22 protein-coding genes are annotated in these 23,950 nt (G+C 67.0%); 10 read left to right on the plus strand and 12 right to left on the minus strand.

Annotation, left to right across the window (positions count from 1 at the left end; all coding sequences use genetic code 11):
• Positions 1 to 3: 3 nt before the first annotated feature.
• Entirely contained in the window at positions 4 to 732 is a 729-nt protein-coding gene (gene dapB / locus SJY12_RS12030) for a 4-hydroxy-tetrahydrodipicolinate reductase (RefSeq protein WP_397505469.1), read from the minus strand.
• A 71-nt stretch (positions 733 to 803) separates the two neighbouring features.
• Between dapB and SJY12_RS12035 the strand changes: the two genes are divergently transcribed.
• On the plus strand, positions 804 to 1,505 hold the full coding sequence (locus SJY12_RS12035) for an NAD-dependent deacylase (RefSeq protein ID WP_063505627.1): 702 nt from the start codon (positions 804 to 806) through the stop codon (positions 1,503 to 1,505).
• On the opposite strand, the gene SJY12_RS12040 is transcribed toward SJY12_RS12035, so the two are convergent.
• The 4 genes from SJY12_RS12040 to rpsT form a co-directional block, all read right to left on the minus strand.
• Positions 1,494 to 2,267 carry a HesA/MoeB/ThiF family protein gene (locus SJY12_RS12040; RefSeq protein ID WP_197458159.1) on the minus strand — a complete coding sequence of 258 codons (774 nt, stop codon included), beginning with the start codon at positions 2,265 to 2,267 and terminating at the stop codon, positions 1,494 to 1,496. The two genes, SJY12_RS12035 and SJY12_RS12040, sit on opposite strands and share 12 nt — an antisense overlap.
• Positions 2,264 to 2,695 (minus strand): DUF983 domain-containing protein, encoded by a 432-nt coding sequence (locus tag SJY12_RS12045; RefSeq protein ID WP_397505470.1) that lies wholly within the window; start codon positions 2,693 to 2,695, stop codon positions 2,264 to 2,266. The genes SJY12_RS12040 and SJY12_RS12045 overlap by 4 nt, the downstream gene beginning before the upstream one ends.
• A gap of 105 nt (positions 2,696 to 2,800) precedes the next feature.
• Complete coding sequence (gene dnaA / locus SJY12_RS12050; protein ID WP_050599740.1) at positions 2,801 to 4,261, minus strand: chromosomal replication initiator protein DnaA; 1,461 nt, start codon at positions 4,259 to 4,261, stop codon at positions 2,801 to 2,803.
• Between the two features lie 451 nt (positions 4,262 to 4,712).
• Positions 4,713 to 4,973 carry a 30S ribosomal protein S20 gene (gene rpsT, locus SJY12_RS12055; RefSeq protein WP_050599739.1) on the minus strand — a complete coding sequence of 87 codons (261 nt, stop codon included), beginning with the start codon at positions 4,971 to 4,973 and terminating at the stop codon, positions 4,713 to 4,715.
• A 170-nt stretch (positions 4,974 to 5,143) separates the two neighbouring features.
• Between rpsT and msrB the strand changes: the two genes are divergently transcribed.
• Both msrB and SJY12_RS12065 read left to right on the plus strand, forming a co-directional pair.
• Complete coding sequence (gene msrB / locus SJY12_RS12060) at positions 5,144 to 5,575, plus strand: peptide-methionine (R)-S-oxide reductase MsrB (RefSeq protein ID WP_228135215.1); 432 nt, start codon at positions 5,144 to 5,146, stop codon at positions 5,573 to 5,575.
• A gap of 94 nt (positions 5,576 to 5,669) precedes the next feature.
• Entirely contained in the window at positions 5,670 to 7,850 is a 2,181-nt protein-coding gene (locus SJY12_RS12065) for a transglycosylase domain-containing protein (protein ID WP_397505471.1), read from the plus strand.
• Between the two features lie 76 nt (positions 7,851 to 7,926).
• Here SJY12_RS12065 and SJY12_RS12070 read toward each other — a convergent pair whose 3' ends face one another.
• The 3 genes from SJY12_RS12070 to hflK form a co-directional block, all read right to left on the minus strand.
• Positions 7,927 to 9,459: a Do family serine endopeptidase gene (locus SJY12_RS12070; protein WP_050599736.1), complete on the minus strand. Its 1,533-nt coding sequence runs from the start codon at positions 9,457 to 9,459 to the stop codon at positions 7,927 to 7,929.
• A gap of 151 nt (positions 9,460 to 9,610) precedes the next feature.
• Positions 9,611 to 10,444, minus strand: a complete 834-nt coding sequence (hflC, locus tag SJY12_RS12075) for a protease modulator HflC (RefSeq protein ID WP_397505472.1) — start codon at positions 10,442 to 10,444, stop codon at positions 9,611 to 9,613.
• A gap of 1 nt (position 10,445) precedes the next feature.
• Positions 10,446 to 11,606: a protease modulator HflK gene (hflK, locus tag SJY12_RS12080; protein ID WP_397505473.1), complete on the minus strand. Its 1,161-nt coding sequence runs from the start codon at positions 11,604 to 11,606 to the stop codon at positions 10,446 to 10,448.
• A gap of 76 nt (positions 11,607 to 11,682) precedes the next feature.
• On the opposite strand from hflK, the gene SJY12_RS12085 reads away from it, so the two are divergent.
• The 4 genes from SJY12_RS12085 to SJY12_RS12100 are packed head-to-tail and all read left to right on the plus strand — an operon-like array spanning position 11,683 to position 17,419.
• A complete protein-coding gene (locus tag SJY12_RS12085; protein ID WP_160767428.1) occupies positions 11,683 to 12,645 on the plus strand; it encodes an Mrp/NBP35 family ATP-binding protein in 963 nt (320 codons plus the stop codon).
• On the plus strand, positions 12,624 to 14,942 hold the full coding sequence (locus SJY12_RS12090) for a molybdopterin cofactor-binding domain-containing protein (protein WP_397505474.1): 2,319 nt from the start codon (positions 12,624 to 12,626) through the stop codon (positions 14,940 to 14,942). Before SJY12_RS12085 ends, SJY12_RS12090 begins: the two co-directional genes overlap by 22 nt.
• Positions 14,939 to 15,967: a ferrochelatase gene (gene hemH, locus SJY12_RS12095; protein ID WP_348030296.1), complete on the plus strand. Its 1,029-nt coding sequence runs from the start codon at positions 14,939 to 14,941 to the stop codon at positions 15,965 to 15,967. Before SJY12_RS12090 ends, hemH begins: the two co-directional genes overlap by 4 nt.
• A 39-nt stretch (positions 15,968 to 16,006) precedes the next feature.
• Positions 16,007 to 17,419 (plus strand): cytochrome P450, encoded by a 1,413-nt coding sequence (locus SJY12_RS12100; RefSeq protein ID WP_348030297.1) that lies wholly within the window; start codon positions 16,007 to 16,009, stop codon positions 17,417 to 17,419.
• Positions 17,420 to 17,697: 278 nt separating this feature from the next.
• Here the strand turns inward: SJY12_RS12100 and SJY12_RS12105 are convergent, their stop codons facing one another.
• Positions 17,698 to 17,856, minus strand: a complete 159-nt coding sequence (locus SJY12_RS12105; RefSeq protein ID WP_082835556.1) for a DUF1674 domain-containing protein — start codon at positions 17,854 to 17,856, stop codon at positions 17,698 to 17,700.
• A 57-nt stretch (positions 17,857 to 17,913) separates the two neighbouring features.
• Here SJY12_RS12105 and SJY12_RS12110 point away from each other — a divergent pair, with 57 nt between their 5' ends.
• The gene (locus SJY12_RS12110) at positions 17,914 to 19,152 is read left to right on the plus strand and encodes an RsmB/NOP family class I SAM-dependent RNA methyltransferase (protein WP_397505475.1); all 1,239 of its coding nucleotides are present in this window, start codon (positions 17,914 to 17,916) and stop codon (positions 19,150 to 19,152) included.
• On the opposite strand, the gene SJY12_RS12115 is transcribed toward SJY12_RS12110, so the two are convergent.
• From SJY12_RS12115 to msrA, 3 genes are all read right to left on the minus strand, one after another.
• The gene (locus SJY12_RS12115) at positions 19,153 to 20,538 is read right to left on the minus strand and encodes an alpha/beta fold hydrolase (RefSeq protein WP_397505476.1); all 1,386 of its coding nucleotides are present in this window, start codon (positions 20,536 to 20,538) and stop codon (positions 19,153 to 19,155) included. It abuts the gene before it with no gap.
• A 95-nt stretch (positions 20,539 to 20,633) separates the two neighbouring features.
• Positions 20,634 to 21,590, minus strand: a complete 957-nt coding sequence (locus tag SJY12_RS12120) for an NAD(P)/FAD-dependent oxidoreductase (protein ID WP_397505477.1) — start codon at positions 21,588 to 21,590, stop codon at positions 20,634 to 20,636.
• Complete coding sequence (gene msrA, locus SJY12_RS12125; RefSeq protein WP_050599728.1) at positions 21,583 to 22,119, minus strand: peptide-methionine (S)-S-oxide reductase MsrA; 537 nt, start codon at positions 22,117 to 22,119, stop codon at positions 21,583 to 21,585. Before msrA ends, SJY12_RS12120 begins: the two co-directional genes overlap by 8 nt.
• Positions 22,120 to 22,223: 104 nt before the next feature.
• Between msrA and SJY12_RS12130 the strand changes: the two genes are divergently transcribed.
• Both SJY12_RS12130 and aguB read left to right on the plus strand, forming a co-directional pair.
• Complete coding sequence (locus SJY12_RS12130; protein WP_397505478.1) at positions 22,224 to 23,048, plus strand: class I SAM-dependent methyltransferase; 825 nt, start codon at positions 22,224 to 22,226, stop codon at positions 23,046 to 23,048.
• A gap of 38 nt (positions 23,049 to 23,086) precedes the next feature.
• Positions 23,087 to 23,950: an N-carbamoylputrescine amidase gene (gene aguB, locus SJY12_RS12135; RefSeq protein WP_397505479.1), complete on the plus strand. Its 864-nt coding sequence runs from the start codon at positions 23,087 to 23,089 to the stop codon at positions 23,948 to 23,950.

A 23,950-nucleotide genomic window follows, 5' to 3' on the forward strand; every position in this document is an offset into this window, starting at 1 on the left:
GGGTCAGATCCCCAGCACCTGATCCATCGTATAGCGGCCGGGGGTCCGGCCGATCATCCATTCCGCCGCGCGCACCGCGCCGCGCGCGAAGATCGACCGGTTTTCCGCGCTGTGCGACAGCGTGATGCGCTCTTCGTTACCGGCGAGGATGACGCTGTGCTCGCCCGCCACCGTGCCGCCGCGCAGCGCCGCGAAGCCGATCGCGCCCTCTTCCCGCGCGCCGGTGCACCCGTCGCGCCCGCGCACTGCGTGATCGCCCAGCGCAACCCCGCGCCCGGCCGCCGCGGCTTCGCCCAGCAGCAGCGCGGTCCCGCTGGGGGCATCGACCTTGCGGCGGTGGTGCATTTCAAGGATCTCGATATCCCAGTCCGGGCCCAGCCGCTCGGCCGCCTCGCGGACCAGATGCGCCAGCAGCGTCACCCCCAGCGAGGTGTTGCCCGTCTGCAGCACCGCCACTGCACGCGCGGCATCATCGATCGCGCCGTGGTGGCGTTCCTCCAGCCCGGTGGTCCCGATGACGAGCGGGATGCCGGCGCCGATCGCGGCATGCAGATTGGCGTCGAGCGCCTGCGGCGAGGAGAAATCCACCAGCACATCGCTGGCGTCGGCGAGCGATGCCGCATCGCCGCCGCGGTCGATGCCGCCGGCCCATTCGTGGTCGCTGGCGTCAATCACGCCCGCCAGCGCCTGGCCCATTGCGCCTTCGCTGCCGATAATTCCGATCCGTGCCACTGCTGCTCCCTTTCGGTTATGGTTCATGGCCGGTCTTTGACTTGCCCTTCTGCATCGCTACTTGAGGGCAAATGACCGACATGCGCAACATCGTGATACTCACCGGGGCGGGGATTTCCGCGGAAAGCGGCATCGATACCTTCCGCGATGCCGGCGGGCTGTGGGAACAGCACCGGGTGGAGGACGTCGCCACGCCCGAAGGCTTCGCGCGCGATCCCGAGCTGGTCCTGCGTTTCTACGACATGCGGCGCGAGGCGATCCAGACCAAGCAGCCCAATGCCGCGCATGAGGCGCTGGCGCGGCTGGACGCGAACTGGGACGGCGAGCTGCTGATCGTTACGCAGAATGTCGACGATCTGCACGAACGCGCTGGCGCGGGGCGCGTGCTCCACATGCATGGGACGCATCTCAACGCCTGGTGCACAGCCTGCGACGTGCGCACGCCGTGGACCGGGCCGCTGATCGATCGCCCGGCTTGCCCGGCCTGTGATGCGCGCAGCCTGCGCCCCGATGTCGTCTGGTTCGGCGAGATGCCCTATGAAATGGGGCGGATATATTCGGCGCTGCGGCGGGCGGACCTGTTCGTGTCGATCGGCACGTCGGGCGCGGTCTATCCCGCGGCCGGTTTCGTCGAGGAAGCGCGCCAGCGGCGCGTCCGCACGCTCGAGCTCAACCTCGAAGCAAGCCAGGGTTCGCGCTGGTTCCACGAAACCCGCCAGGGTCCGGCAACCAAGGTGGTGCCGGAATGGGTCGACGAGGTGCTAGGCGGCTGATCCGCAGCCGGTGCAGGCCGGATCCTTCGCAATGGTGAAATTGCGCATGCCGGGCTTGAGCCCGTCGAGCAAATGGACCCGCCCCCAATCGGTTGCGCCGAATGCGCTGACGCCGTCGAGCAGGGTGCGCACTGCCTGCAGCGCGGCGAATGTCGCGACCCAGCCGGCCATGGCGCCCAGCATGCCGTCCTCGGCGCAGCTGTCGCAATCTTCCGCATCGAACGCATCGCCAACGAAGCAGCGATAACAGGCCTCGCCCGGCAAGTGCCCGGCAAAGGCGCCGACCTGCCCCTGAAAGCGGCCGACCGCCGCGGACAGCAGCGGGACGCGTTCGGCGACGCAGGCGTCGGATACCGCCAGCCGGGTGGCGAAATTGTCCGTCCCATCGAGAATCAGGTCGGCATCGACCACCAGTTCATGGGCATTGTCGCGCGTGATCCGGCGGTCGCTGATCGTCACGTCGAGTTCGGGATCGAAGCCGGTCACCCAGCGCTTGGCGATGACCGCCTTGCCATGGCCGACATCGCGCGCATTGAACAATGTCTGGCGTTGCAGGTTCGACGCCTCCACCCGGTCGTCGTCGACCAGCGTGAGTTTCCCGATTCCCGCCCCGGCGAGATATTGGAGCGCGGGCGAACCGATCCCGCCGAGGCCCACCAGCACGAGGTGCTTGCCGGCCAGCGCGACCTGCCCCGCGCCGCCGATTTCGGGCAGCACGATGTGGCGGGCAAAGCGGTCGAGGCGCTCGGGCGACAGGCTCATGCGTCGTCGCCGGGCTGGGGGCGGCGTTCGGCGCGAAAGCCGTGCATGCCATGCCACCATTGCAGCGCGATCACTGCGCCCTTCGCGGGTTGCAGCGTGAGCAGCATGAAGGCCACCGCCAGCGGCAGGATGATCGCGAGGATCGCCGTGCTCGACAGCGCAAAATCGCTTGCCAGCACGATCAGCACCGGCGCCAGCAAGTGCCCGGTCACGAAGATGGAGATGTAGGCGGGGAAATCGTCCGCCCGCTGGCCCGAGATATCGAGCGTGCAGGCGGGGCAGGTGTCATAAGGCTTGAGCCAGCGCCGGAACAGCCGCGCCTCGCCGCAGCGCGGGCAGCGGCAGCGCGCCCCGCGCAGCAGCGCCGCGCCGAAGGAATGCGGCAGGTCGATGCCTGCAGGCTGCGGAGTGGGGGCAGGATCGGGCATGGAGGTTCTTTGACGCTTTGCAGCGTGCCTGTCGACAGGTCTGTGGACAGACCTGTCGATCAGCTGTGCTCCGGTTGAGGACGGCGCTGCCGGGCAGCGGGGGCGTCAGCTTTCCAGCTGGCGCAGCAGGCTGCGCACATCGCCGTCCATATCGGCATCGCGCTGGCGCAGGTCTTCGATCAGCCGCACTGCGTGGATCACGGTCGAATGGTCGCGTCCGCCGAACTTGCGTCCGATTTCCGGATAGCTGCGCGGGGTGAGCACCTTCGACAGATACATCGCCACCTGCCGCGGCCGGACCACGGCGCGCGCGCGGCGCTTGCTGCTCATCTCGCTGCGGTCAATGCGGTAGAACTGGCACACGGTGCGCTGGATCTCGTCGATCGTGATCCGCCGGCGATTGGCCGACAGGATATCGGTCAGCTGCTCTTCGGCCAGCTGGAGCGAGACTTCCTGCCCGGTGAGCTGGGCGTAGGCGATCAGCTTGTTGAGCCCGCCAACCAGTTCGCGGATGTTGCGCGTGATCGTCCGCGCGAGGAAGTCGAGCACGTCGGCAGGGACCTCGAGCGGCGCGAAGCGCGTCAGCTTGGAGGTCAGGATCTTCTTGCGCAGCTCGATATCGGCGGCTTGGATGTCGGCGACCAGACCCATCGACAGCCGGCTCAGCAGCCGCGGTTCGACCCCGTCCAGCGCCTGCGGGGCGCGGTCGGCGGCGAACACCAGCCGCTTGCCTTCGGCGAGCAGCGCATCGATCGTGTAGAGCAGTTCTTCCTGCGCGCTGGCCTTGCCGATGATGAACTGGATGTCGTCCACCAGCAACAGGTCGAAGCTGCGCAGGCGCGCCTTGAATTCGAGCATCTGGTTGGCCTTCAGCGCCTGGACGAATTCGACCATGAAGCGCTCGGCGCTGCAGTAGAAGATACGGCTGCGCGGATGCGCCTGCAGGAACGCGTGGCCGGTGGCGTGCAGCAGGTGCGTCTTGCCCTGACCGGTGGCGGCCTTGAGGTAGAGCGGGCTGAACTGCGGCTTCTCGGTCGCGCCCATGCGCTGCGCGGCATTGAACGCCAGCACATTGGCTTCGCCGGTGATAAAGGCGGCAAAGGTGAGGCTCGGGTCGAGGCCGACCGAGCTGGTGAAACCGGTGTCGCCCAGCGTGTCGGCGCCGATCGCCATCATCGAGGTGTCGAGCCCGTCATTGGCCGGGCGGCGGCCGTCCGAATGCAGCCGCAGATCCGTTACCTGGCGGCGTCCGGGATGGACCTGGATGCGGACGTCGCGCACTTCGCTGCGCGCGATCTTCCATGCCAGGCCCAGGCGGTCGGCAAAGCGGTCCTTGACCCAGTTGGCGCTGAATTCTGTGGGCAGGAACAGGTCGAGCGTGCCGGTTTCCTTTTCGATCCCGCCCACCTGGATCGGCTTGATCCACTGGCTGTGCAGCTGGTGGCCCAGGTCCTTGCGCAGGCCCTGGCTGATGTCGGCCCAATCGGCGGCAAGGTTTACGGCTTCCTGGTCTGCCATGAAATCGTCCTGTGCCTTCTGCGCGCCGATGTCCGATGTCTTTCGCATACTACTTATCACCCCCGGTCGGCTGACCCGCCGCCTGTTTGTTGTTCTTACATCGGCAAGGCCGGGCACAGCACAGTCCCGCTCCGGAATCGGTTCATCCGGAGGTCGCCCTCGCACATCGATCATTTAAAAGCCGGGGCTGTCCCGCCCCCGACTGAGAGCCTTGGTGTAGGTCGCTCTCCGGATGAGTCGCAAGGGGGATAACTGTAAAAAACACGAAATATACTTGTTGACTCAAGTGGACCCCGCAGAGGCCCGTTCAAGTCGATGAATCTACTACGATAAGCCCGAAATGGCAGCGCGAATCGCGGGATTCCCATGGGTTATGTTACGGCGTCATTACAGGCCGGTATCGGAATGAAACTGGAATACGACAAAAGGGCCGCCGGTACACCGGCGGCCCCTTCGAATGACTCGCTTGCAGCCGGCTGCGAAAGCCGGCGGTCGGAGATCAGAGCGCGGAAACGCGCTTGCTCAGACGGCTCATCTTGCGCGACGCCGTGTTCTTGTGAAGCACGCCGCGGGCAACACCGCGCGCCAGTTCCGGCTGGGCGTTGCGGAGCGCGGTCTGCGCGCTGTCCTTGTCGCCGCCTTCGATCGCGGTTTCCACCTTCTTGAGGAAGTTGCGGATGCGGCTCATGCGGGCACCGTTGATTTCGGCGCGCTTTTCGTTGCGACGGATGCGCTTTTTGGCTTGCGGCGTATTGGCCATGTCTGTCCTCGTCAGGCCGCACGGCATGCGCGGCGGAAAATCTCTGTATTGCGTACGGAAAGGCGGCACGGGCCGCCGGAAAGCGGCGCACTTAGCGGCGCCCCTGCGAATCGTCAAGCAAATCGTCGACCATTCGCGGAACCGCGTGCATCGGCTCCGGTTGGCCCTATATGGGATACCTCACTCGAAAGGACAAGGCATTGCCCGACCAGCAAGAACTCACCGATGCCGAATGGCGGGAGAAACTGAGCCCCGAACAATACCAGGTGCTGCGCCAGGCAGGCACCGAACGCGCCTTCACCGGCAAGTACGACAAGCATTACGATGAAGGCGAATATTACTGCGCCGGATGCGGACAGAAGCTGTTCGAAAGCGACGACAAGTACAACAGCGGCTGCGGCTGGCCCGCCTTTACTGCCCCGGCCGAGGGCGAGGCGGTGAACGAGCACCGCGATACCTCGCATGGCATGGTGCGAACCGAAGTCACCTGCGCCAATTGCGGCGGGCACCTCGGCCATGTCTTCCCCGACGGTCCGCGCGATCGCGGGGGCATGCGCTATTGCATCAATTCCGCCGCGCTCGATTTCGAGCCCGAGGATTAAGCGCCGCCGCCTGCCGTTCACATGCGGTTAGCTCTCGCCATGCGAGATTGCGGCAATTACAGGGCGGACAGCAACAAGGGTGCCAGCGTAAGCAATGAATAACCGACGCAGTGGTCGCCAGCGGACGCGACGCCAGAAACGCGGCTCCGCAGCGGGCGGCACACCGCCGGGCCGGCTGCGGACATGGGGCCGCCGGCTGGCGATCTGGGGCGCCGCGCTGGCCTTGCTGCTGGTGCTGTTCATCAGCCTGGCAGTGGCCTTTTCGGTCCGCTCGATGCCCAGCTATTACCAGCTCAAGGCGACACAGACCGCACAGACCATCGTCGTGCGCGCGCGCGACGGGACCGAGATCGTCGAGCTGGGCCCCAGCTTCGGCAAATGGCTGACCGCGGACGAGATCCCGCAGGTGATGAAGGATGCGATGATCTCGGTCGAGGATCGCCGCTATTATTCGCATTTCGGCATCGATCCGGTACGCACGGGCGGCGCGATCATCGAGGGGCTGACCGGATCGCGAGCGCGCGTGGGCGGTACGTCGACCATCAGCCAGCAGCTGGCGCGCAACGTCTTCCTCAACAACAACCGGTCGCTCGACCGCAAGCTGCGCGAGGCGATCCTCGCCATGGCGCTCGAGTGGAAGTTCTCGAAGGAGCAGATCCTCGAGCTCTATCTCAACAAGGTCTATTTCGGCGGCGGCGCCTATGGCATCAATTCGGCCAGCCGCAAGTTCTTCAGCCATCCCGCAACCGAGCTCTCGGTCGCCGAGGCGGCGATCATCGCCGGGCTGGTCAAGGCGCCCAGCCGCTATTCGCCCACTGCCGATGTCGATGCCGCTGTCGGCCGCGCCAGCGTGGTGCTGCGGCTGATGAAGGAACAGGGGCGCATTTCACCCGACGTCACAGTCGATCCCAGCGCAGTGCGGCTCAAGGAAGAGGCCGGGCAGAACTCGGTGCGCTATTTCACCGACTGGGCGCTGCCGCAGCTCGACATGCTGCTGCCCGAGACCTTCGAGCCGATCGAGGTGTGGACCACGCTCGACGTCGGAATGCAGCGCGCGGCGACGGCCTCGATCAAGGCGAACACGCCCGATGGGGCGCAGGGCGCGCTGGTCAGCATGGACCGCGACGGCGCTGTGCTCGCGCTGGTGGGCGGCACCGATTACGTCCAGACCAATTACAACCGCGCCACCGATGCGCTGCGACAGCCGGGTTCGTCATGGAAACTGTTCGTCTATCTCGCCGCGCTCGAAGCGGGCTACACGCCCGACGACCGCGTGGTCGACACGGCGGTGACCATCGACGGCTGGAGCCCGCGCAATTCGAGCGGGCGCAATGTCGGCGAAATCGACCTGCGCACAGCCTTCGCCTATTCGATCAACACCGTTGCGGCGCAGCTGGGCAATGAGGTCGGCTTCACCTCGGTCGCCTCGATGGCGCGGCGCTTCGGGATCACCACCGAGATCAACACCTATCCGGCCATGGTGCTGGGCTCGAACGAGGTCCGGCTGATCGACATGACGCGGGCCTTTGCCGCGGTGTCGGCGCGGGGCGAATCGGTCGAACCCTATGGCATTCTCAAGGTCGAGACCGCCGATGGCGAATTGCTCTACCAGCATGAAAAGCCGCGCAGCTCGCAGCTGGTGCCCGACTACGTGGCCGCGGGGATCACCGATTTGCTGCAGACCGCCGTCGCGACCGGGACCGGGCGCGCGGCGCAGATCGGGCGTCCGGTTGCGGGCAAGACCGGGACCACCAGCTCGAACAAGGACGGCTATTTCGTCGGCTTTTCCTCGGGCGTGACCACCGGCGTGTGGATGGGCCGCGACGACAACACCCGCGTCGGCGGCCTGCAGGGCGGCACCGCCCCCGCGCGCGCCTTTGCCGCCTACATGCGCTACGCGGTCAAGGATCGCCCGGTCGAGGAATTCGACACCGATCTGCAATTGCCCGAATGGCAGCTGGAGCCCGACGATGAATACATGTTCGGCGATCCGGAAGATTACTATTTCATCGACGAGCAGGGGAACCTGATCGAACCGGGCACTGCGGACACGCCGCGCAACGACCCCTTCGCGCAGGACTTCGACCGCACGCTCGGCCCCGAGCGGCCGAACCCGTCTAACACCTCTCAGCCCGGGCCCGGGCCGCGGCCGCCCCAGCAACCGCCACGCGGCGCCGACGGCGCTCCGCAGGCGATCGGCGACGATTTCCTCGAGGAAGCCACCGGGGCAAGCGGAAGCAATCGCTCGCAGCCTGCACAGCGGCAGATCAACTAGGCTAGGCTGGCAACAGAAAGGGCGGCTCTCCCCATCCGAAGAGCCGCCCTGCTGTCGTCTGGTCCGGGTCAGGTGGCTAGCGCAGCCGCACCGCCACATAGGCCGCCGGCTGGCCGCGGCGCTGGACGCGCAGCAGCACGGCTTCGCGGTCTTCGCTTTCCGCCGTCCGAATAATGCTTTCCAGATCGTCGAGCGAGCGCACCTGGCGATAATTGGCCGTCAGGATGATGTCACCGCGCTGCAGGCGCTTGCGGGCCGCATCCGAATTGGGATCGACGCGTGCCACGACAAGGCCCTGCGTATCCGCGCCGGCACCCAGCTGGCGCGCGATCTGGGCGGTCAGCGGCAGGACCTGGAGCCCCAGCCGTTCCTCGATCACGGCATTCTCGCCCGGCTCCATCGGGTCCTCGTCCTCGATGTCGGGGTTGAACTGCTGCTGCTGGCGCAGTTCCTCCTCGCTCGGACGTTTACCCACGGTCAGCGTGACGCGGCGGGTTTCGCCGTCGCGGACCAGTTCGACCGGAATGGTGGTGCCCGGCGCGATGTTGGCCACGAGGAAGGACAGGGTCTGGTCGGGCGTGACTTCCTGCCCGTCGATCTTGGTGACGATATCACCGGGGCGGATGCCCGCCTGCTCGGCGGCTTCGCCGGGCTGGACACCCTGGATGAATTCACCCCGGTTCTGCGGGATGCCGAGCGAGTCGGCCAGGTCGTCGTCGACCGGCTGGATCGATACGCCGAGATAGCCGCGCTCGATTTCCACCCCGTCGCGCAGCTTCTGCACGATCGGCGCGGCGATTTCGGCGGGAATGGCGAACCCGATCCCCACGCTCCCGCCCGAAGGCGAGAAGATCGCGTTGTTGATGCCGATCACATTGCCCTGCATGTCGAACAGCGGGCCTCCCGAATTGCCGCGGTTGATCGCGGTATCGGTCTGGATGTAGCGGTCATAGGCACCGCCCTGGCCGGTGTTGCGATAGACCGCCGAGACGATGCCCGAGGTGACCGTGCCGCCAAGGCCGAAGGGATTGCCGATCGCGATCACCCAGTCGCCGGGACGGGACTGGGTCGAATCGCCGAACTCGACGAAGGGAAAGGGCTCGCGCCGGCTGATCTTGAGCACTGCGAGATCGCTCTGCGCATCGGTGCCGACCAGTTCGGCATTGTATTCGGTGCCGTCGGGCATGGTGACGGTGATCTCTTCCACCGTGCCGCGCCCGTTGGGGCTCACCACGTGGTTGTTGGTCACGACATAGCCATCAGCCGAAATGACGAAGCCCGAACCCAGCGACTGGCCTTCGCGGTACTGCGGTTCGCGCTGCTGCCCGCCGCGGCGGTTGAACAGGCCTTCGAAGGGCGTGCCCGCGAAAGGATTGCCATTGTTGCCCGATACCTCGATCCGCTGGCGGGTCGAGATGTTGACCACCGCAGGCTGCAATTGCGCGGTGAGATCGGCGAAGCTTTCGGGAGCGCCCGCACGGGGCACCACGCGCGCCATCTGGCTGTCGTCGTTCTGGGCGACCTGGGCACCCGCCGGATAGCCGGTCGCGAGCGAAATGGCAGCGCCGCCTACCAGCAGCGCACTCGTTACGGAATATGCATATCGCACTGGCTTCACGTCCTTTTCGTCCTCTTCTCTACTGTGCGGGCCCCGCGGTCGGCAGAACGCTGACCAAGCGGGAACCACGCGTTCCGGCGGGTGAATGTCGGGCCCGCCGGTGAATGCCGATTGAACGGTGCCGGCGCCGTTCGACGAACCGTCAACGCCGCCCGCGGAACTGCCGCAGATATTCATTGTCCGGCGACAGGATGATGCTGCTCTCCGACGGGTTGTCGTCGTTCGAGAAGGTCGCGTCGTAGCTCTGCATCGCGCGGTAGAAATCGTAGAACTCGGCATCCTTGCCGAAGGCCTCGGCATAGATCCGTGCGCTTTCGGCATCGGCTTCGGCGCGGATGATGCGCGCGTCGCGGCTGCCGCCGGCGCGGATCGTGCGGGCTTCGCGTTCGCGGTCCGATTCCATCCGGCGGAAAGCCGATTGCAGCGGCGCTTCGGGAAGGTCGGTGCGCATGATCTTCACATCGACCACCTCGGCCCCGTACTGCCGCGCCTGACGATCGAGATTGGTGCGGACATTGGCCAGCGCGCTGCCGCGTTCGGCGGTCAGCATGGCCTGGAAGGTCCGGCGGCCGAGTTCCTGGCGCAGCACCGAGTTGAGGATCGGCTCGAGCGCGTTGCGCACGCCATCGGTCGAACCGGCGCGTTCGACCATGCGCACCGGATCGGTGATCCGGAAGCGGGCATAGGCGTTGACGAGCAGGCGCTGCTGGTCGGCCGAGAGGACTTCCTCGTCGGTCATTTCGAGATCGAGCAGGCGCTTCTCGATGCGGTTGACGCTGTCGATGAAGGGCACGCGGAAATACAGGCCGGCGTCGGTTTCGCCGCCGGGCGTGTTGACCGTGCCGACCGGTTCACCCGTGCGGATGATCACGACCTGGTCCTCTTCGGGCACCACATAGGCGCTCATCATGAAACCGATCACCAGCACTGCCAGCGCGATGACCGAGTTGCGGTGATCCTGCAGGAAATTGCTCATGTTACTGGCCCTCCGGTGCGGTCACGGTGGTGACGGGCTGCTGCGACCGGCGGCGGATTTCCGGCAACGGTAGGTAGGGTGTGACATTGTCGGTCTCGACAATCGTCTTGTCGGTCTGGCTCAGCACGCGCTCCATCGTTTCGTAATACAGTCGCTGGCGGGTCACCTCGGGGGCGAGGCGGTACTGGGCATAGACCTTGTCGAAGGCCTCGGCCTCACCTTCGGCCTGCGCGAGGACCTGCTGGGCATAGCCCTGCGCCTGGTTGCGCGCCGCATCGGCGTTCTGTTCGGCGACCTGCACGTCGCGGAAGGCATCCACCACCTGCGCGGGCGGATCGGCCTTCTCGATTTCGACACCGAGCACCCGCACCCCGGCCTGGTAGCCGTCGAGCGTGCGCTGCATGCGTTCGCGCACGTCCATCTCGATGGCCGCACGCCCCTGGCCCGAGAAGGTCTCGTCGAGCTGGGTTTCGGCGACCGCGGCGCGCATGGCGGCCTCGGCAGCCTCGTTCACGGTTTCTATCGGGTCGACCACGCGGAATTTGTAATTCGCCAGATCCTTGATGTTCCAGCGCACGATATAGCTGAGGTCGACCAGGTTCTGGTCGCCCGTCAGGATCAGTTTGGCCTGGTTGTTATTGCCTGGGATCCGCACCGATCGCACGCCTTCGACGTCTTCCACATCGACCGTCTCGATCGGGAAGGGGGCGGAGAAATTGAGGCCCGGTTCCATCTTGCGGGTGTAATTGCCCAGCGTCTTGACCACGCCTTCTTCCTGCGGTGCCACCAGATGCACGCTGGTTGCCAGCAGGCCGACGCCCACGATCGCCACCACGGCGAGCGGGAACCAGCTCTTGCCGCCGGGACGCTGGGGAAAGCGGAAATTGGGGCCGCCGGGCCCGCCCCCGCCGCCCGAGCGACGCGGGCCTTCGGGGCCGCGGCTCTTGAAGATGTCTTCGATATTGGGCGCGCGCCGGCCATCGTCGCTGGTGCCGCCGGGTGGCAGCCACGGGTTGCGCGGGCCCTTCGGCTTGTCGCCGCCGCCCTGCGATCCGCCGGACGTGTCGCCCGTGCCGCCATCATCCGATCCACCGCCCCAAGGGCTTTTCTTGCCCGCCATCGCGAGGGAAATCCTCTGTCCGAACCCGTCAAAAATTCTCATGCTGTTCCTTATAGGTGCGGTTCGGCGGAAAAACAGGGGTTGCCGCGCGCTTTTCGATGCTACAGCAGCCGCGCCCATGAGTTCGACCGATCCCAAAGCGCTGCTTCCCGACAGCCTTGCCGCCCGTGTTTCGACGCTGACCATCAAGGAAGGCAGGGCCATCGCCATCGTCGATGCCGCGGGCCTGGGCCAGCAGGAGCGCGACGATATCGAACGCGCGATCACCGATATCCTCGGCCAGCGCGAAGAGGTTTCCGAAACCCGCGTCGTGATGACCGCCGAACGTACGCAGCGGCGGATCATTGCGGTGGGCAGCGGCAAGGGCGGCGTCGGCAAATCGACGCTGACCGCCAATCTGGCGATTGCGCTGGCACGGCGTGGGCGCAAGGTCGGGCTGGTCGATGCCGATATCTACGGCCCTTCGCAGCCGGTCATCCTGGGCAATCAGGGTTCGAAGCCGGTGGCCCGCGACAAGAAGCTGGAGCCGGTCGACAGCCCGGTGGGGATTCCCGTGCTGTCGATGGGTCATCTCGTCGAACCGGGGCGCGCGCTGGCCTGGCGCGGCCCGATGGCGGGCAATGCGCTGGCGCAGCTGATCGATGCGCATTGGGGCGATGTCGATACGCTGCTGGTCGACCTGCCGCCGGGTACGGGCGATGTGCAGCTGACCATGCTGCAGCGCTACAAGCCGATGGGCGCAGTGCTCGTCTCCACCCCGCAGGACCTTGCCCTGATCGATGCCGCCCGCGCGGGGCAGCTGTTCGACCAGGCGGGAGTGCCGGTGATCGGACTGGTCGAGAACATGGCGGGCTATGCCTGCCCGCATTGCGGCGAGGTGTCCGACCCGTTCGGCAGGGGCGGGGTCGAAACCGCGGCCGGGCGGCTTGACCTGCCGTTCCTAGGGCGCATCCCGCTCGACCTAGCGATCCGCGAAGGCAGCGACCGCGGCCAGCCGCCCGCTTGCGGCGAAGATGCGCTCGCAGCGCCGTTTCACGATATTGCCGCCAAGGTCGACGCGTGGATCCGCGCGCAGGGCTAGCCGCGCTGCCGGTTTCGCGGCGGCAGCTGCTGGCCGGGGCCGCAGTCGGCGGCGGGCTGGCGGTCGGCTGGTGGCTGTGGCCGCGCCGCTATTCCAGCCCGCTGGTTCCCGGACCGAACGAACACGGCTTCGGCGGCTGGCTCACCATTGCCGAAGACGGCGTGGTCACCGTGGCTCTGCCGCAGCTCGAGATGGGGCAGGGCGTGACCACCGTGCTGGCGCAGGTCGTGGCAGTCGAACTGGGTGCCGACTGGCGGCAGGTCGCCATCGAACCCGCACCGCCTGCAGGCCTGTTCGCCAACACTGCGCTCGCCGCGAAATGGGCGCCGCTGTGGTCGCGTCTGCCCGGCTTGGCCGATGATCCCGATGGCCTGCTGGCCGAACGCTTTGCGCGCAGCAACGCCTTCTGCGCCACGGCCGAAGGCCTTTCGCTCGCAGCCTATGAACAGCCGCTGCGCGCGGCCGCCGCGGCGGCCCGCGCGCTGCTCGCCATGGCGGCGGCAGAACGCTGGGGCGTGGGCTGGGAAGAATGCGAAGTCGCAGCGGGTCTCGTGCGCCACGGCGAACAGGAACTGGGCTTCGGCGAACTGGCTGCGCAGGCTGCCACGCTCGACCCGCCCGATCCGCCGCCGCTGCGGGTCGAACCTGCCAGCGAGGATCCGTCCCCGGCTGAGGCCGAATTGGCGCCCGCCTTCCCGCGGCTCGACCTGCCCGCCAAGGTCGACGGCAGCTTCCTGTTCGCCGGCGATATCCGCTTGCCGGGCATGGTCTACGCCTCAATCCGGCACGGTCCGCTGGGGAAGGCCGAACTGACCGCCTTCGACAAGGAAGCGGTGGCCGGTCTCAAGGGGCTGGTGGGGGTGGTGAAGTCCAAGCGCTATCTCGCGGCAGTGGCCGACAGTTGGTGGATTGCCGACCGCGCGCTTGCGGCGATGCGGCCGGTCTTCGCCGGGCCCGCGGCCGTCGAGAGCGCGGGTGCACTGCGCGCGCTCGATACCGCGCTGGCGGAGGGCGAGGGCGAGCGCATCGTGACCGAAGGGGATCCGGACGGCGCTCTCGCACGGCCCGATTATGCGCAGGATTATTCCGTCGCCCCGGCAGTCCACGCCGCGATCGAGACCGCCAGCGCGACGGCGCGCTTCGACGGCGGCAAGCTGGAATTGTGGATCGCCGCGCAGGCGGGTGAACTGACGCGCCGCGCGGCGGCCAAGGCAATCGGCATCTCGCCGCAGGACGTGGTGCTCTATCCCACTGCGGCGGGAGGCAGTTTCGACGCGCGGCTCGAACGGCGGCACGCGATCGAGGTTGCGCAGATCGCGCAGCAGATCGGCCGCCCGGTCCAGTTGACCTGGCCGCGCCAGCAGGAATTGCAGCTGGTGCCGGTGCGCACCCCCGTCAGCGCGCGGCTGGAAGCAGGCTTCGTCCCGGCGAGCGGCGGCCGCATCGCTGCCTGGCGCACGCGGCTGGCAATGCCCGCGACCATGCGCGAATTCGGCCACCGCCTGTTCGACAACAACACGCCCGAAGCGGCGATGGAACACGCTGCGGGCGAGGCCGATACGCTGGCCTGCGAGGGCGCGGTCCCGCCCTATGGAATCGCGCATGTCGCGGTCGACCACCTGCCGGTGACGCTGCCCTTCCCGACCGGGCCGATGCGCGGCAATGCCGCGGCATACACCGCGTTCTTCATCGAGAGCTTCATCGACGAACTGGCCGAACGCGCCGGGCGCGACCCGTTCCTCTACCGCATCGAGATGCTGGGCCAGACGCCGCGGATGGCCGATTGCCTGCGCCGCGCGACGCGGCTGGCCGGCTGGGACGGCGGGCGCCGCGGCACCGGTCAGGGGCTGGCGATGGTGCGCATGGGCGGACCCGGGGAGGGGGGCGGACCCGGCGATGGGGGCGGGCGCATCGCCTGCGTGGCGCAGGCCGCGCTGGGCGAAGGCGGGCTGCGCGTGACTCGGCTGCATGCGGCGGTTGATATCGGGCGGATCGTCAATCACGACATTGCGCGCCAGCAGATCGAAGGCGGGCTGATCTTCGGCCTGTCGCTCGCCACCGGGTCGAGCGTGGCCTATGAGGATGGCCGGCCCGTCCCCGCGCGCCTTGCGGGGCTGAGCTTGCCGACGCTGGCCGATTGCCCCGAGATCGTCATCGAATTCCTCGCCAGCGACGCACCCGCGTTCGATCCCGGCGAATTGGGCGTCGCCGTGGCGCCGCCCGCCATCGCGAATGCGCTTTACTCCGCGACAGGAGTGCGCTTTCGCCGTCTGCCATTGCTTTCGGAGGGCCTATGACCTGGCAAGAACAATCGCTTCCCGCCGACCACCCCGCAGTCAAGTCGGGCGGCGTCGGGGTGCTGCTCGTCAATCTCGGCACGCCCGATGCGCCCGAGAAGGGGCCGGTCAAACGCTATCTCGCGGAATTCCTTTCGGACCGCCGGGTGGTCGAGATCCCGGCAATCGCCTGGCAGCCGATCCTGCGCGGCATCATTCTCAACACGCGGCCCAAGAAAAGCGCGCATGCCTATCGCCAGGTGTGGACCGAGGAAGGCTCGCCGCTGGCGGTGATCACGCGCGACCAGGCGGCCGCAATGCAGCAGCGGCTGGGCGATGAGGTGAAGGTCGACTGGGCGATGCGATACGGCACCCCGTCGATCCCCGAGCGGATCGAGGCGCTGATGGCGGCCGGTTGCGAACGGATCCTGCTGGCTCCGCTCTACCCCCAGTACTCGGGTGCGACCACGGCCACGGTTGTGGACAAGGCTGCGGACAAGCTGCGGGAAATGCGTTGGCAGGCCTCGCTGCGGACCCTGCCGCCCTACCATGACGACCCGGCCTATATCGATGCGCTGGCGAGCGATCTCTCGCGCCAGATCGATGCGCTAGATTTCGCGCCCGAAGTGCTGCTGCTGAGCTTCCACGGCATGCCGCAGCGCACGCTCGAACTCGGCGATCCCTATCACTGCCACTGCCAGAAGACCTCGCGCCTGCTGCAGGAGCGGCTGGCGCGGCCGGGGCTCCGTTTCCGCACCACTTTCCAGTCGCGCTTCGGGCCGGCCAAGTGGCTGGCCCCTGCGACCGACGATACGCTGGAAGAAGAGGCGCGGGCCGGAACCAAGCGGCTGGCGATCGCTGCGCCGGGCTTTTCGGCGGATTGCCTCGAGACGCTCGAAGAGCTGGCCATCCAGGGCTGTGAGCAGTTCACCGAGGCCGGCGGAGAGCGGTTTGCCGCGCTGTCCTGCCTCAATACTTCCGACGCCGGACTGGCCATGCTGGAGACGCTTTTGCGCCGTGAATTGATGGGGTGGATTCGCGCCTGAAAATTACTTACAACGAAGTAAGTTTTAAGGAGCTACCTAATGGCCACGCTTGCCCCGCACCAACCTGCCGAGACCGCGCCGTCGCATTGGCAGGAAGGCAATCCCAGCGAAGATGCGCTCGCGCACATCCCGGGCGAGGGGGGGTGGCCGATCGTCGGCAACACCTTCAAGATGCTGGCCGACCCGCATGGCCAGACGCGGCGCATGGTCGAAAAATACGGCCGCGTGTACAAGAACCGGGCCTTCGGTGGCTGGAACGTGGCGCTGATCGGGGCCGAGGCCAACGAGATGCTGCTGATGAACCGCGACAAGATCTTCAGCTCCGAACAGGGCTGGGGGCCGATTCTCGACAAGCTGTTCCCGCGCGGGCTGATGTTGCTCGATTTCGATCACCACCGCGCCGATCGCCGCGCGCTGTCGATCGCCTTCAAGCCCGGCCCGATGCGGCATTATGCGGACGCGCTGAACCGCGGCATCGCCAAGCGGGTCGAGGAATGGGGCGGCGATGGCTCGGGGGCGCAACTGCTCTTCTATCCGTCAATCAAGGAACTGACGCTCGACCTGGCGGCCGACAGCTTCATCGGCATTCCGTGGGGCCCCGAGGCGGACCGGATCAACACCGCCTTCGTCGACATGGTCCAGGCCAGCGTGGCGCCGGTGCGCAAGCCGCTGCCGTTCACGCAGATGAAGCGCGGCGTCGATGGCCGCGCCTATCTGGTCGACTATTTCACGCGCGAAACGCATCGCCGCCGCGCCGAAGGCGGCGGGCAGGACATGTTCAGCCAGTTCGCCACCGCCGAATATGACGATGGCAGCCTGATGCCGGTCGACGAAGTGGTCGATCACATGAACTTCCTGATGATGGCCGCGCACGACACCATCACCTCCAGCGCCACCTCGCTGCTGTGGCTGCTCGCCAAGCATCCCGAATGGCAGGATCGGCTGCGCGACGAAATCGCCGCGGTCACCGGGGGCAGCGATGCCAGCGGCCGCCCGCGCGATCTCGAATATGACGATCTGGGCAAGCTCGACCTGACCGAAATGGCGTTCAAGGAAGCGCTGCGGTTCGTGCCGCCGGTGCCCTCGATGCCGCGCCGCGCGCTCAAGTCGTTCGAATATGGCGGCTATCGCATTCCCGCCGGGGCGCATGTCGGGATCAACATCCACTACACGCATCACGACGAGGAGCATTGGGAGGATCCCTACACTTTCGACCCGATGCGCTTTACGCCCGAGCAGGTGAAGGCACGGCACAAATACGCCTGGGTTCCCTTCGGCGGCGGGGCGCATATGTGCCTGGGGCTGCATTTTGCCTACATGCAGGTGAAGATCCTGCTGGCGCAGATGCTGCCGCGCTACCGTATCGAATTGGCGGCGGGCGATCCCGAATGGCAGGCATGGCCGATCCCCAAGCCCAAGGACGGGTTGAAGCTCAGGCTCACCGCCATCTGATTCGGTTTTTATCGGGCATCCTCGCTCACGCGACCTGACGGTCGCGTCGCTGCGGGCGGCCAGTCGGCCTTGCCTCGCCTGCGGCGCGGGGATTCTCGCCCAGCGATCGGGTAGTGCTAGCCCCGGCCCGGAATGAGGGCCGGCAAGGGCGGAAGCGAAGTCGAAGACACAGCTGGCCAGAGGCCACCTGCATGCCCGCCCGCAGGGGCCCGCAGCGAAGCAGAGGAACAGCCCCGAGGACGCACCGACGGATGTCGGTGCGCAACCGGAACATCATTTCAAAAATCGATGGCGATGCCGTCTTTTACCCAGTCGCCATAGCGCGTCGGGCTGAGGTCCTCGTCATTGCTGCCCTTCCTGGGCGCAGGCGGGGCATCGTTGGTCCAGTGAGCGGGCTTCTTGAACCCTTCGGGGCGGGTGGTTGCGCGTTTCGGCATGCCGCCAACATGATGCCGCTGGCGGCTTTGTGCAAGTGGGGGTAGGGGCTGGCCCCCATGGCCCAACCTACCGGTATCCACGCCCGCCGCGCTGCGCTGCGCCTGCTCGATGCAGTGCTTCGCCAGGGCGAAACGCTCGACATCGCCTTCAACGGCGCGACCCGCGACATCCGCAAGTTCGAGGACAAGGCGCTGGCGCGGGCCATTGCCAGCGAAGTCCTGCGCTGGCTGGTCGATCTCGACGCGCTGATCGACAGCGCGACCAAGAAGCCGCTGCCGCATGATGCCAAGGCGCGCATGGTCCTGCGGATGATGCTGGCGCAATGGCTGCGGCTGGACACCCCGCCGCACGCGGTGCTGGCAACCGGGCTCGACTTGCTCGCCGGGGGGCAGCGCCGGCTGGCACATGGCGTATTCTCCACTCTGACCAAGCGCGGCGACACGCTGCCTGACGCCCCGACGCTGCCCGAGCCAGTCGCTATGCGCTGGGGCGAGCGGGCCCCCGCGATCGCCGCCGGCCTGGCCGAACCGCCCCCGCTCGATCTCACACTGCGCGATCCTGCGGACACCGCGCAGTGGGCCGTACAGCTTTCCGCCGACAGCCTGATGCCCGGGCATTTGCGCCTGCCGCGCGGAGCCAATGTCGAAAAACTGCCGGGCTTTGGCGAAGGGGCCTGGTGGGTACAGGATATCGCTGCTTCGCTGCCCGCACGGCTGCTGGGCCCGGGCGAGGGGCGCCACGTGCTCGACCTGTGCGCGGCGCCGGGGGGCAAGACGCTGCAGCTGGCCGCGCAGGGCTGGCAGGTGACCGCGCTCGACATATCGAAACGCCGGCTCGACCTGCTCAAGGCCAATCTCAAGCGCACGGGTCTGAAGGCGGGCGCCGTCCGCGCCGACGCGCTCAAGTGGGAACCGAAGCACACATTCGATGCGATCCTGCTCGATGCGCCCTGCACGGCGACCGGGACCGCGCGGCGTCATCCCGATGTGCTGCACCGCATCGGCCCAGAGGCCATCGAGCAGATGGCGCAATTGCAGGCCGCACTGCTTCAGCGCGCGCAAGGCTGGCTCAAGCCGGGCGGGACGCTGGTCTATGCAACCTGCTCGCTCGAACGCGCGGAGGGCGAAGACCAGGCCGGCGCCGTCTCGCTCACCCCCGATCCGATAACCCGTGATGGTTTGCCGCAGGGCGTCGAGCCGGGCAGCGCGGGATGGCTGCGCACCGACCCCGGCATGCTCGAAGAGCACGGCGGTCTCGACGGCTTCTTCATCGCGCGATGGCGACGGGACCTCTGATCAGCGGGCGATGAAGTCCCGCAGTTGCGCGATCGCGAAATCGGGATCGGTCATCAACACATAGTGGGCCGCCGTATCGCTTGCCGCCAGTTCGATATCGCCCGCAGCATCGAGCCGCTCGGCAAGGGCTGCCGCCCCGGCGAAGGCGGTCTTGGGATCGCGCTTTGCGTGCAGCACCAGCGTCGGCGGGATTCGTTCGGGCAGACGGCCCAGATCCGCGGGTGCTTCATAGGTCGGGAACCCGCCGGGCAGCAAGTGCCGCGGCAGCGGGCTGGCGAACAGCAGCCCGGCTTCTTCGCTCTCGATCATTTCCTCTGTCAGCTCGGCGCGGCGGTTGTTCTCCGACCGGCTGATCAGGCTCACCAGCGGGATTGACGAACCGAACTGCGGGAAAGCGGCGAAGGTCTGCTGGACGCGCCCCAGCTCGGCCTGCGCGTGCTCCAGCCATGCCGCGTCGCCGCGGTGCAGGCCCGCGATGATAAAGGGCAACATCGCCCGCGTCCGGGGAAAGTCGATCAATACGGCGAGCAGGTATTTCGGCTTCGGCCCAAGCGGCTCCGACAGCTCGGGATCGGCGAGCAGGGCTGCCAGCGCCTCGTCGAGCGGCTGGTCGAAATAGCGGCTGCAGTCAGGCCGCTCATCGCAATCGCGCAGCACCTGCCGCCCGACCGCATCGGTCACCTGCGAACGCCGGCTGAGGTCGTGGCGCAGATCGTCGTCGGCGGGGACGAGCGAGTTGAGGATCACACCGTCGAGCCGCTCGGGCGGGGCGACTGCCAGCGTGCGCAAGATCAGCTGCGTGCCGTAGGAGACGCCGTAGAGATACCGGCGCGTGTCACCGCCATGGCGGTCCATCAGCAGGCTCACGTCGCGCGCTGCATTGCCGATCGTGAAAGCCTGCGTGCGCTGCGGATCGGCATGCAAAGCGCCGATGCAGCTGCCCCATTCCGCACCCTCCAGCGCCATGCCGCCAGCGCTGTCCGCGCTTTCCTCGGACGGGCACAGCCGTGTGGACAGGCCGGTCCCGCGGTGATCGGGCACGATCAGGTCGAAGCCGGGCGCCGCCGCGCGCAACCTGTCGATGAAGGGGTAGAAGGACGCACCCGATTCCCCCGGTCCGCCGGCGATCAGCCATAGCTCACCGGTCGCAGCCCCGCGTGCCGGGAACTTGCGGACGAACAGATCGATGGTGCCCGTTTCGGGCGCGCCGTGATCGAGCGGGACGGCCAGCTGCGCGCATCGCGTGTCGCCAAGCGCCGGATGCGCGTCGGCGTCGGCGCAGGGGGTGAACCCGGGCCGCTCTGCGGGTTCGCCCGCGGCTGCCGGAGTGGCCGCGGCAAGCGACAGGACTGCGCAGGGGGCAAGCAAGGATATGATCGGTGACACGCTAAGCTCCGGCAATATCGGGAAAATCGACGGCTAGGCGCCATCCTTCCTCCGGGCAATGGAACCCGCCCGCCGCTTCGTCGAAGTGCTGCCTCCTATCGACCGCCGACAGCTTCGGCGAGCAGCAGCCCAGACATATAGGCCGCCTCGACCCGCGGACCGATGAGCCAGTTGCCGCAGACGCCGATCCGCTGTTCTGCATCCCACAACGCCTCTTCGCCAGCCGTGCCCGACCTGGCAAAGCGCCAGCGATGGGCGGTTGCGCCCAATTGGCGTGGAAGCGGGCCGCCATTGGCTTCGGCCAGTTCGGCCAGCAGCGCGGCTGCAACCGTTTCCGCGTTGTCTTCGAGATGCGCGCGCGACCATTCGGGCGAGGCCTGGATGACCCAGCATTCCTCGCTTGCGCGCCCGGGCTTGGCATTGTTGCGCGCGGCCCAGCCGATCGGGCCGCGCTGGCGCAGCGTGTCCTGCACCAGCGCCAGCGGTGCCTCGAACCCGGCCATCAGCGTCCAGCATGGGTCCGAAGCGGTTTGATCGGCGAGCGTGGCCATGGCCGGGGCATGCGGCTGCAGCAGTGGGCCGGCCTGCTCCGCCGGCACCGCGACGAGCACTGCGTCGAAACGCGTATCCGGCGCGCCTTCTCCGTCGATCTGCCAGCCGTCGCCATCGCGCACGAGCTGTTCGATCCGCGTCCCGAATTGCACGCCGAGCTCACCGGCCATCGCTTTGAGCGGCGCATTCATCGCGGGCGTGCCGACCCAGGCATCATCGCCTGCGGCGGCCCAGCGCGCGGCCACGCCGGCGGTTTCCCAATGCGCAACCTGCTCGACGAAGCGCGGGTCGCGCGCGGTGAAATACTGCGCGCCGTGGTCGAAATGCAGCGTGGTGCCGCCGTCTTCCATGCGCCGCGTCGCCATCCGCCCGCCGGGGCCGCGGCCCTTGTCGAACAATCGGACCTCGTGCCCCAGCCGGGAGAGCCGCTGGCCGCAGCTCATCCCGGCCATACCGGCACCGACGATCGCGATCCGCATCGCGCCGCCCGCGTCAGGCATCGGCCTTGAGATACTTCTGGAAGCTCTTGCGCAGCTTCATCAGCTTGGGCGGGATCACTGCCTGGCAATAGGGATTGCGCTGGCCTTCGCCTTCCCAATATTCCTGGTGGTAATCTTCGGCCGGATACCACTGACCGCTCTCGATCGTGGTCACCGCCTTTTGCCCGGGATGATCGTCGTTCCAGCGCCCGATCGCCGCGCGCGCTTCGTCTTCCTGCCCGTCGAGCGGAAAGATCGCGCTGCGGTACTGCGTGCCGACATCGTTGCCCTGCCGGTTCAGCTGGGTCGGATCATGCGTCCCCAGGAAGACATCGTAGAGCTGGCCCAGCGTGATCTGTGCATCGTCGAAGGTCACGCGTACACCTTCGGCATGGCCGGTGTTGCCGGTGCAGACCTCTTTGTAGGTCGGATCGGGCTTGTCCCCTCCGATATAGCCGCTTTCCACCTTACTGACGCCGATAACGTCCTTCATCACCGCTTCGGTGCACCAGAAGCATCCACCGGCTACGATCGCCTGTTGTTGAGCCATACTCGTCAATCTCCTTGTGCTCCGCAGATAGGAAGCCGTCTTCGCCTTGTCATCCATCGGCGGCAGGTCCAGAACACTGCCGGATGAATTGAGGAGGATTTTCCATGCGTCTTATGCTGACTGCCGCCGTTGCCGCTCTCGTCGCGTCACCGCTCGCCGCCGACAACCACGCCGCCGATCTCGAAACCGTGCTGGCAGCCGACACGCGCGATGACGACCGCGCGCGCGACCAGTACCGAAACCCCGCCGAAACGCTCGAATTCTTCCAGGTCGCGCCCGGCATGACCGTGGCCGAATATGGTCCGGGCGGCGGCTGGTACACGCGCGTGCTGGCGCCCTATCTGCACTCCTCGGGCAAATATATCGCCTTCGATCAGGACAGCGACGGCCGGACGTACAACAGCCGGGCGCAGGAAGCGCGCGCGAAGGGTTGGACCGAGCGGTTCAAAGCCGAAGTCGCCGAAATGACCGGGGTCGAAGCTGACAGCGTCACTGCATTCGAGATCGACGAGATGCCCGAAGACCTTGCCGGCACGGTCGACCGCGTGCTGATCTTCCGCTCGATGCACGGGCTGAACATGGGCAATGCGGCGGACGATGTGCTCAAGGCCGCACGCATGATGCTCAAGGACGACGGCATGGTCGGCGTGGTCCAGCACCGCGCGCCCGAAGGCGCAAGCTACGACGATTACGGCGCGCGCCAGCGCGGCTACATGCGCAAGCAGGATGTCGTCGCGATCTTCGCCGCCAACGGCTTCGAACTGGCCGGTGAGAGCGAGATCAACGCCAATCCGAACGACCCTGCGAACTGGGAGGGCGGCGTGTGGACGCTGCCGCCGGTGCTGCGTTACGGCGATCAGGACCGCGCGAAATACGAAGCGATCGGTGAAAGCGACCGCATGACGCTGCTGTTCCGCAAGGCGCAGTAACCATTGTCTGGACGGCGGCGGCTGCCTATCTCGCGCGCATGAGAAAGCTGTCCGTCGCCGTCCTGCAATTGCCGCTCGCCCGCCCCGAGCCGGCCGACAACATCGCTGCCGTGTCCGCGCTGGTGGAAGAAGCCGCGGGCAAGGGTGCGCAGGTCATCCTGCCGCCCGAACTGTTCGCGGGCGAGTATTTCTGCCGGACGGAAGAGGAAGAGCTGTTCGACCTCGCGCATCCCACGCTCGAAAGCCCGAGCGTGCAGGCGATGCAGGAATTGGCGGGAAAGCTCGGCGTGGCGATCCCGACCAGCTTCTTCGAACGCGACGGTCACCATTATTACAACACGCTGGCCATGATCGGCCCCGATGGCGCCATCATGGGGACCTATCGCAAGAGCCATATCCCCGACGGCCCGGGCTACGAAGAGAAGTACTATTTCCGCCCGGGCAATGACGGGTTCAAGGTGTGGGACGTGTTCGGCACGCGCATCGGCGTGGGGATCTGCTGGGACCAGTGGTATCCCGAATGTGCGCGGGTGATGGCGCTCAAGGGTGCCGAAGTGCTGTTCTATCCCACCGCTATCGGCTCCGAACCCTATGACGCCGATCTCGACACCAGCCGCATGTGGCGCCGCGCGATGATCGGCCATGCGGTGTCCAACTGCATGCCGGTCTGCGCTGCCAACCGGATCGGGCACGAAGGCCCCGCCGATCGCCAGCAGAGCTTCTATGGCCACAGCTTCATCAGCGATGAGTGGGGCGATCTGGTCGCGGAATTCGGCGGGTCGAGCGAAGGCGTGCTGACCGCCACGCTCGATCTCGACCGCGCGCGCAAGCACCGCGCCGGCATGGGCTTCTTCCGCGACCGGCGGCCGCAGCTCTACGGGCGCATCAGCGAGGATATCTGA

The sequence above is a fragment of the Qipengyuania sp. R86523 genome, assembly GCF_044596365.1.
In the GTDB taxonomy this organism is placed as follows: Bacteria; Pseudomonadota; Alphaproteobacteria; order Sphingomonadales; family Sphingomonadaceae; genus Qipengyuania; species Qipengyuania citrea.

Excerpts from the sequence above, each read along its gene's own strand:
- SJY12_RS12110 (WP_397505475.1), top strand. The coding sequence starts at position 17,914 with ATGGCCCAACCTACCGGTATCCACGCCCGCCGCGCTGCGCTGCGCCTG.
- hemH (WP_348030296.1), top strand. The coding sequence starts at position 14,939 with ATGACCTGGCAAGAACAATCGCTTCCCGCCGACCACCCCGCAGTCAAG.
- hflK (WP_397505473.1), bottom strand. The coding sequence starts at position 11,606 with ATGAGAATTTTTGACGGGTTCGGACAGAGGATTTCCCTCGCGATGGCG.
- msrA (WP_050599728.1), bottom strand. The coding sequence starts at position 22,119 with ATGGCTCAACAACAGGCGATCGTAGCCGGTGGATGCTTCTGGTGCACC.
- SJY12_RS12040 (WP_197458159.1), bottom strand. The coding sequence starts at position 2,267 with ATGAGCCTGTCGCCCGAGCGCCTCGACCGCTTTGCCCGCCACATCGTG.
- SJY12_RS12065 (WP_397505471.1), top strand. The coding sequence starts at position 5,670 with ATGAATAACCGACGCAGTGGTCGCCAGCGGACGCGACGCCAGAAACGC.
- msrB (WP_228135215.1), top strand. The coding sequence starts at position 5,144 with ATGGGATACCTCACTCGAAAGGACAAGGCATTGCCCGACCAGCAAGAA.
- hflC (WP_397505472.1), bottom strand. The coding sequence starts at position 10,444 with ATGAGCAATTTCCTGCAGGATCACCGCAACTCGGTCATCGCGCTGGCA.
- rpsT (WP_050599739.1), bottom strand. The coding sequence starts at position 4,973 with ATGGCCAATACGCCGCAAGCCAAAAAGCGCATCCGTCGCAACGAAAAG.
- SJY12_RS12045 (WP_397505470.1), bottom strand. The coding sequence starts at position 2,695 with ATGCCCGATCCTGCCCCCACTCCGCAGCCTGCAGGCATCGACCTGCCG.
- SJY12_RS12100 (WP_348030297.1), top strand. The coding sequence starts at position 16,007 with ATGGCCACGCTTGCCCCGCACCAACCTGCCGAGACCGCGCCGTCGCAT.
- SJY12_RS12120 (WP_397505477.1), bottom strand. The coding sequence starts at position 21,590 with ATGCCTGACGCGGGCGGCGCGATGCGGATCGCGATCGTCGGTGCCGGT.
- SJY12_RS12130 (WP_397505478.1), top strand. The coding sequence starts at position 22,224 with ATGCGTCTTATGCTGACTGCCGCCGTTGCCGCTCTCGTCGCGTCACCG.
- SJY12_RS12085 (WP_160767428.1), top strand. The coding sequence starts at position 11,683 with ATGAGTTCGACCGATCCCAAAGCGCTGCTTCCCGACAGCCTTGCCGCC.
- SJY12_RS12035 (WP_063505627.1), top strand. The coding sequence starts at position 804 with ATGACCGACATGCGCAACATCGTGATACTCACCGGGGCGGGGATTTCC.
- SJY12_RS12105 (WP_082835556.1), bottom strand. The coding sequence starts at position 17,856 with ATGCCGAAACGCGCAACCACCCGCCCCGAAGGGTTCAAGAAGCCCGCT.
- dnaA (WP_050599740.1), bottom strand. The coding sequence starts at position 4,261 with ATGCGAAAGACATCGGACATCGGCGCGCAGAAGGCACAGGACGATTTC.
- aguB (WP_397505479.1), top strand. The coding sequence starts at position 23,087 with ATGAGAAAGCTGTCCGTCGCCGTCCTGCAATTGCCGCTCGCCCGCCCC.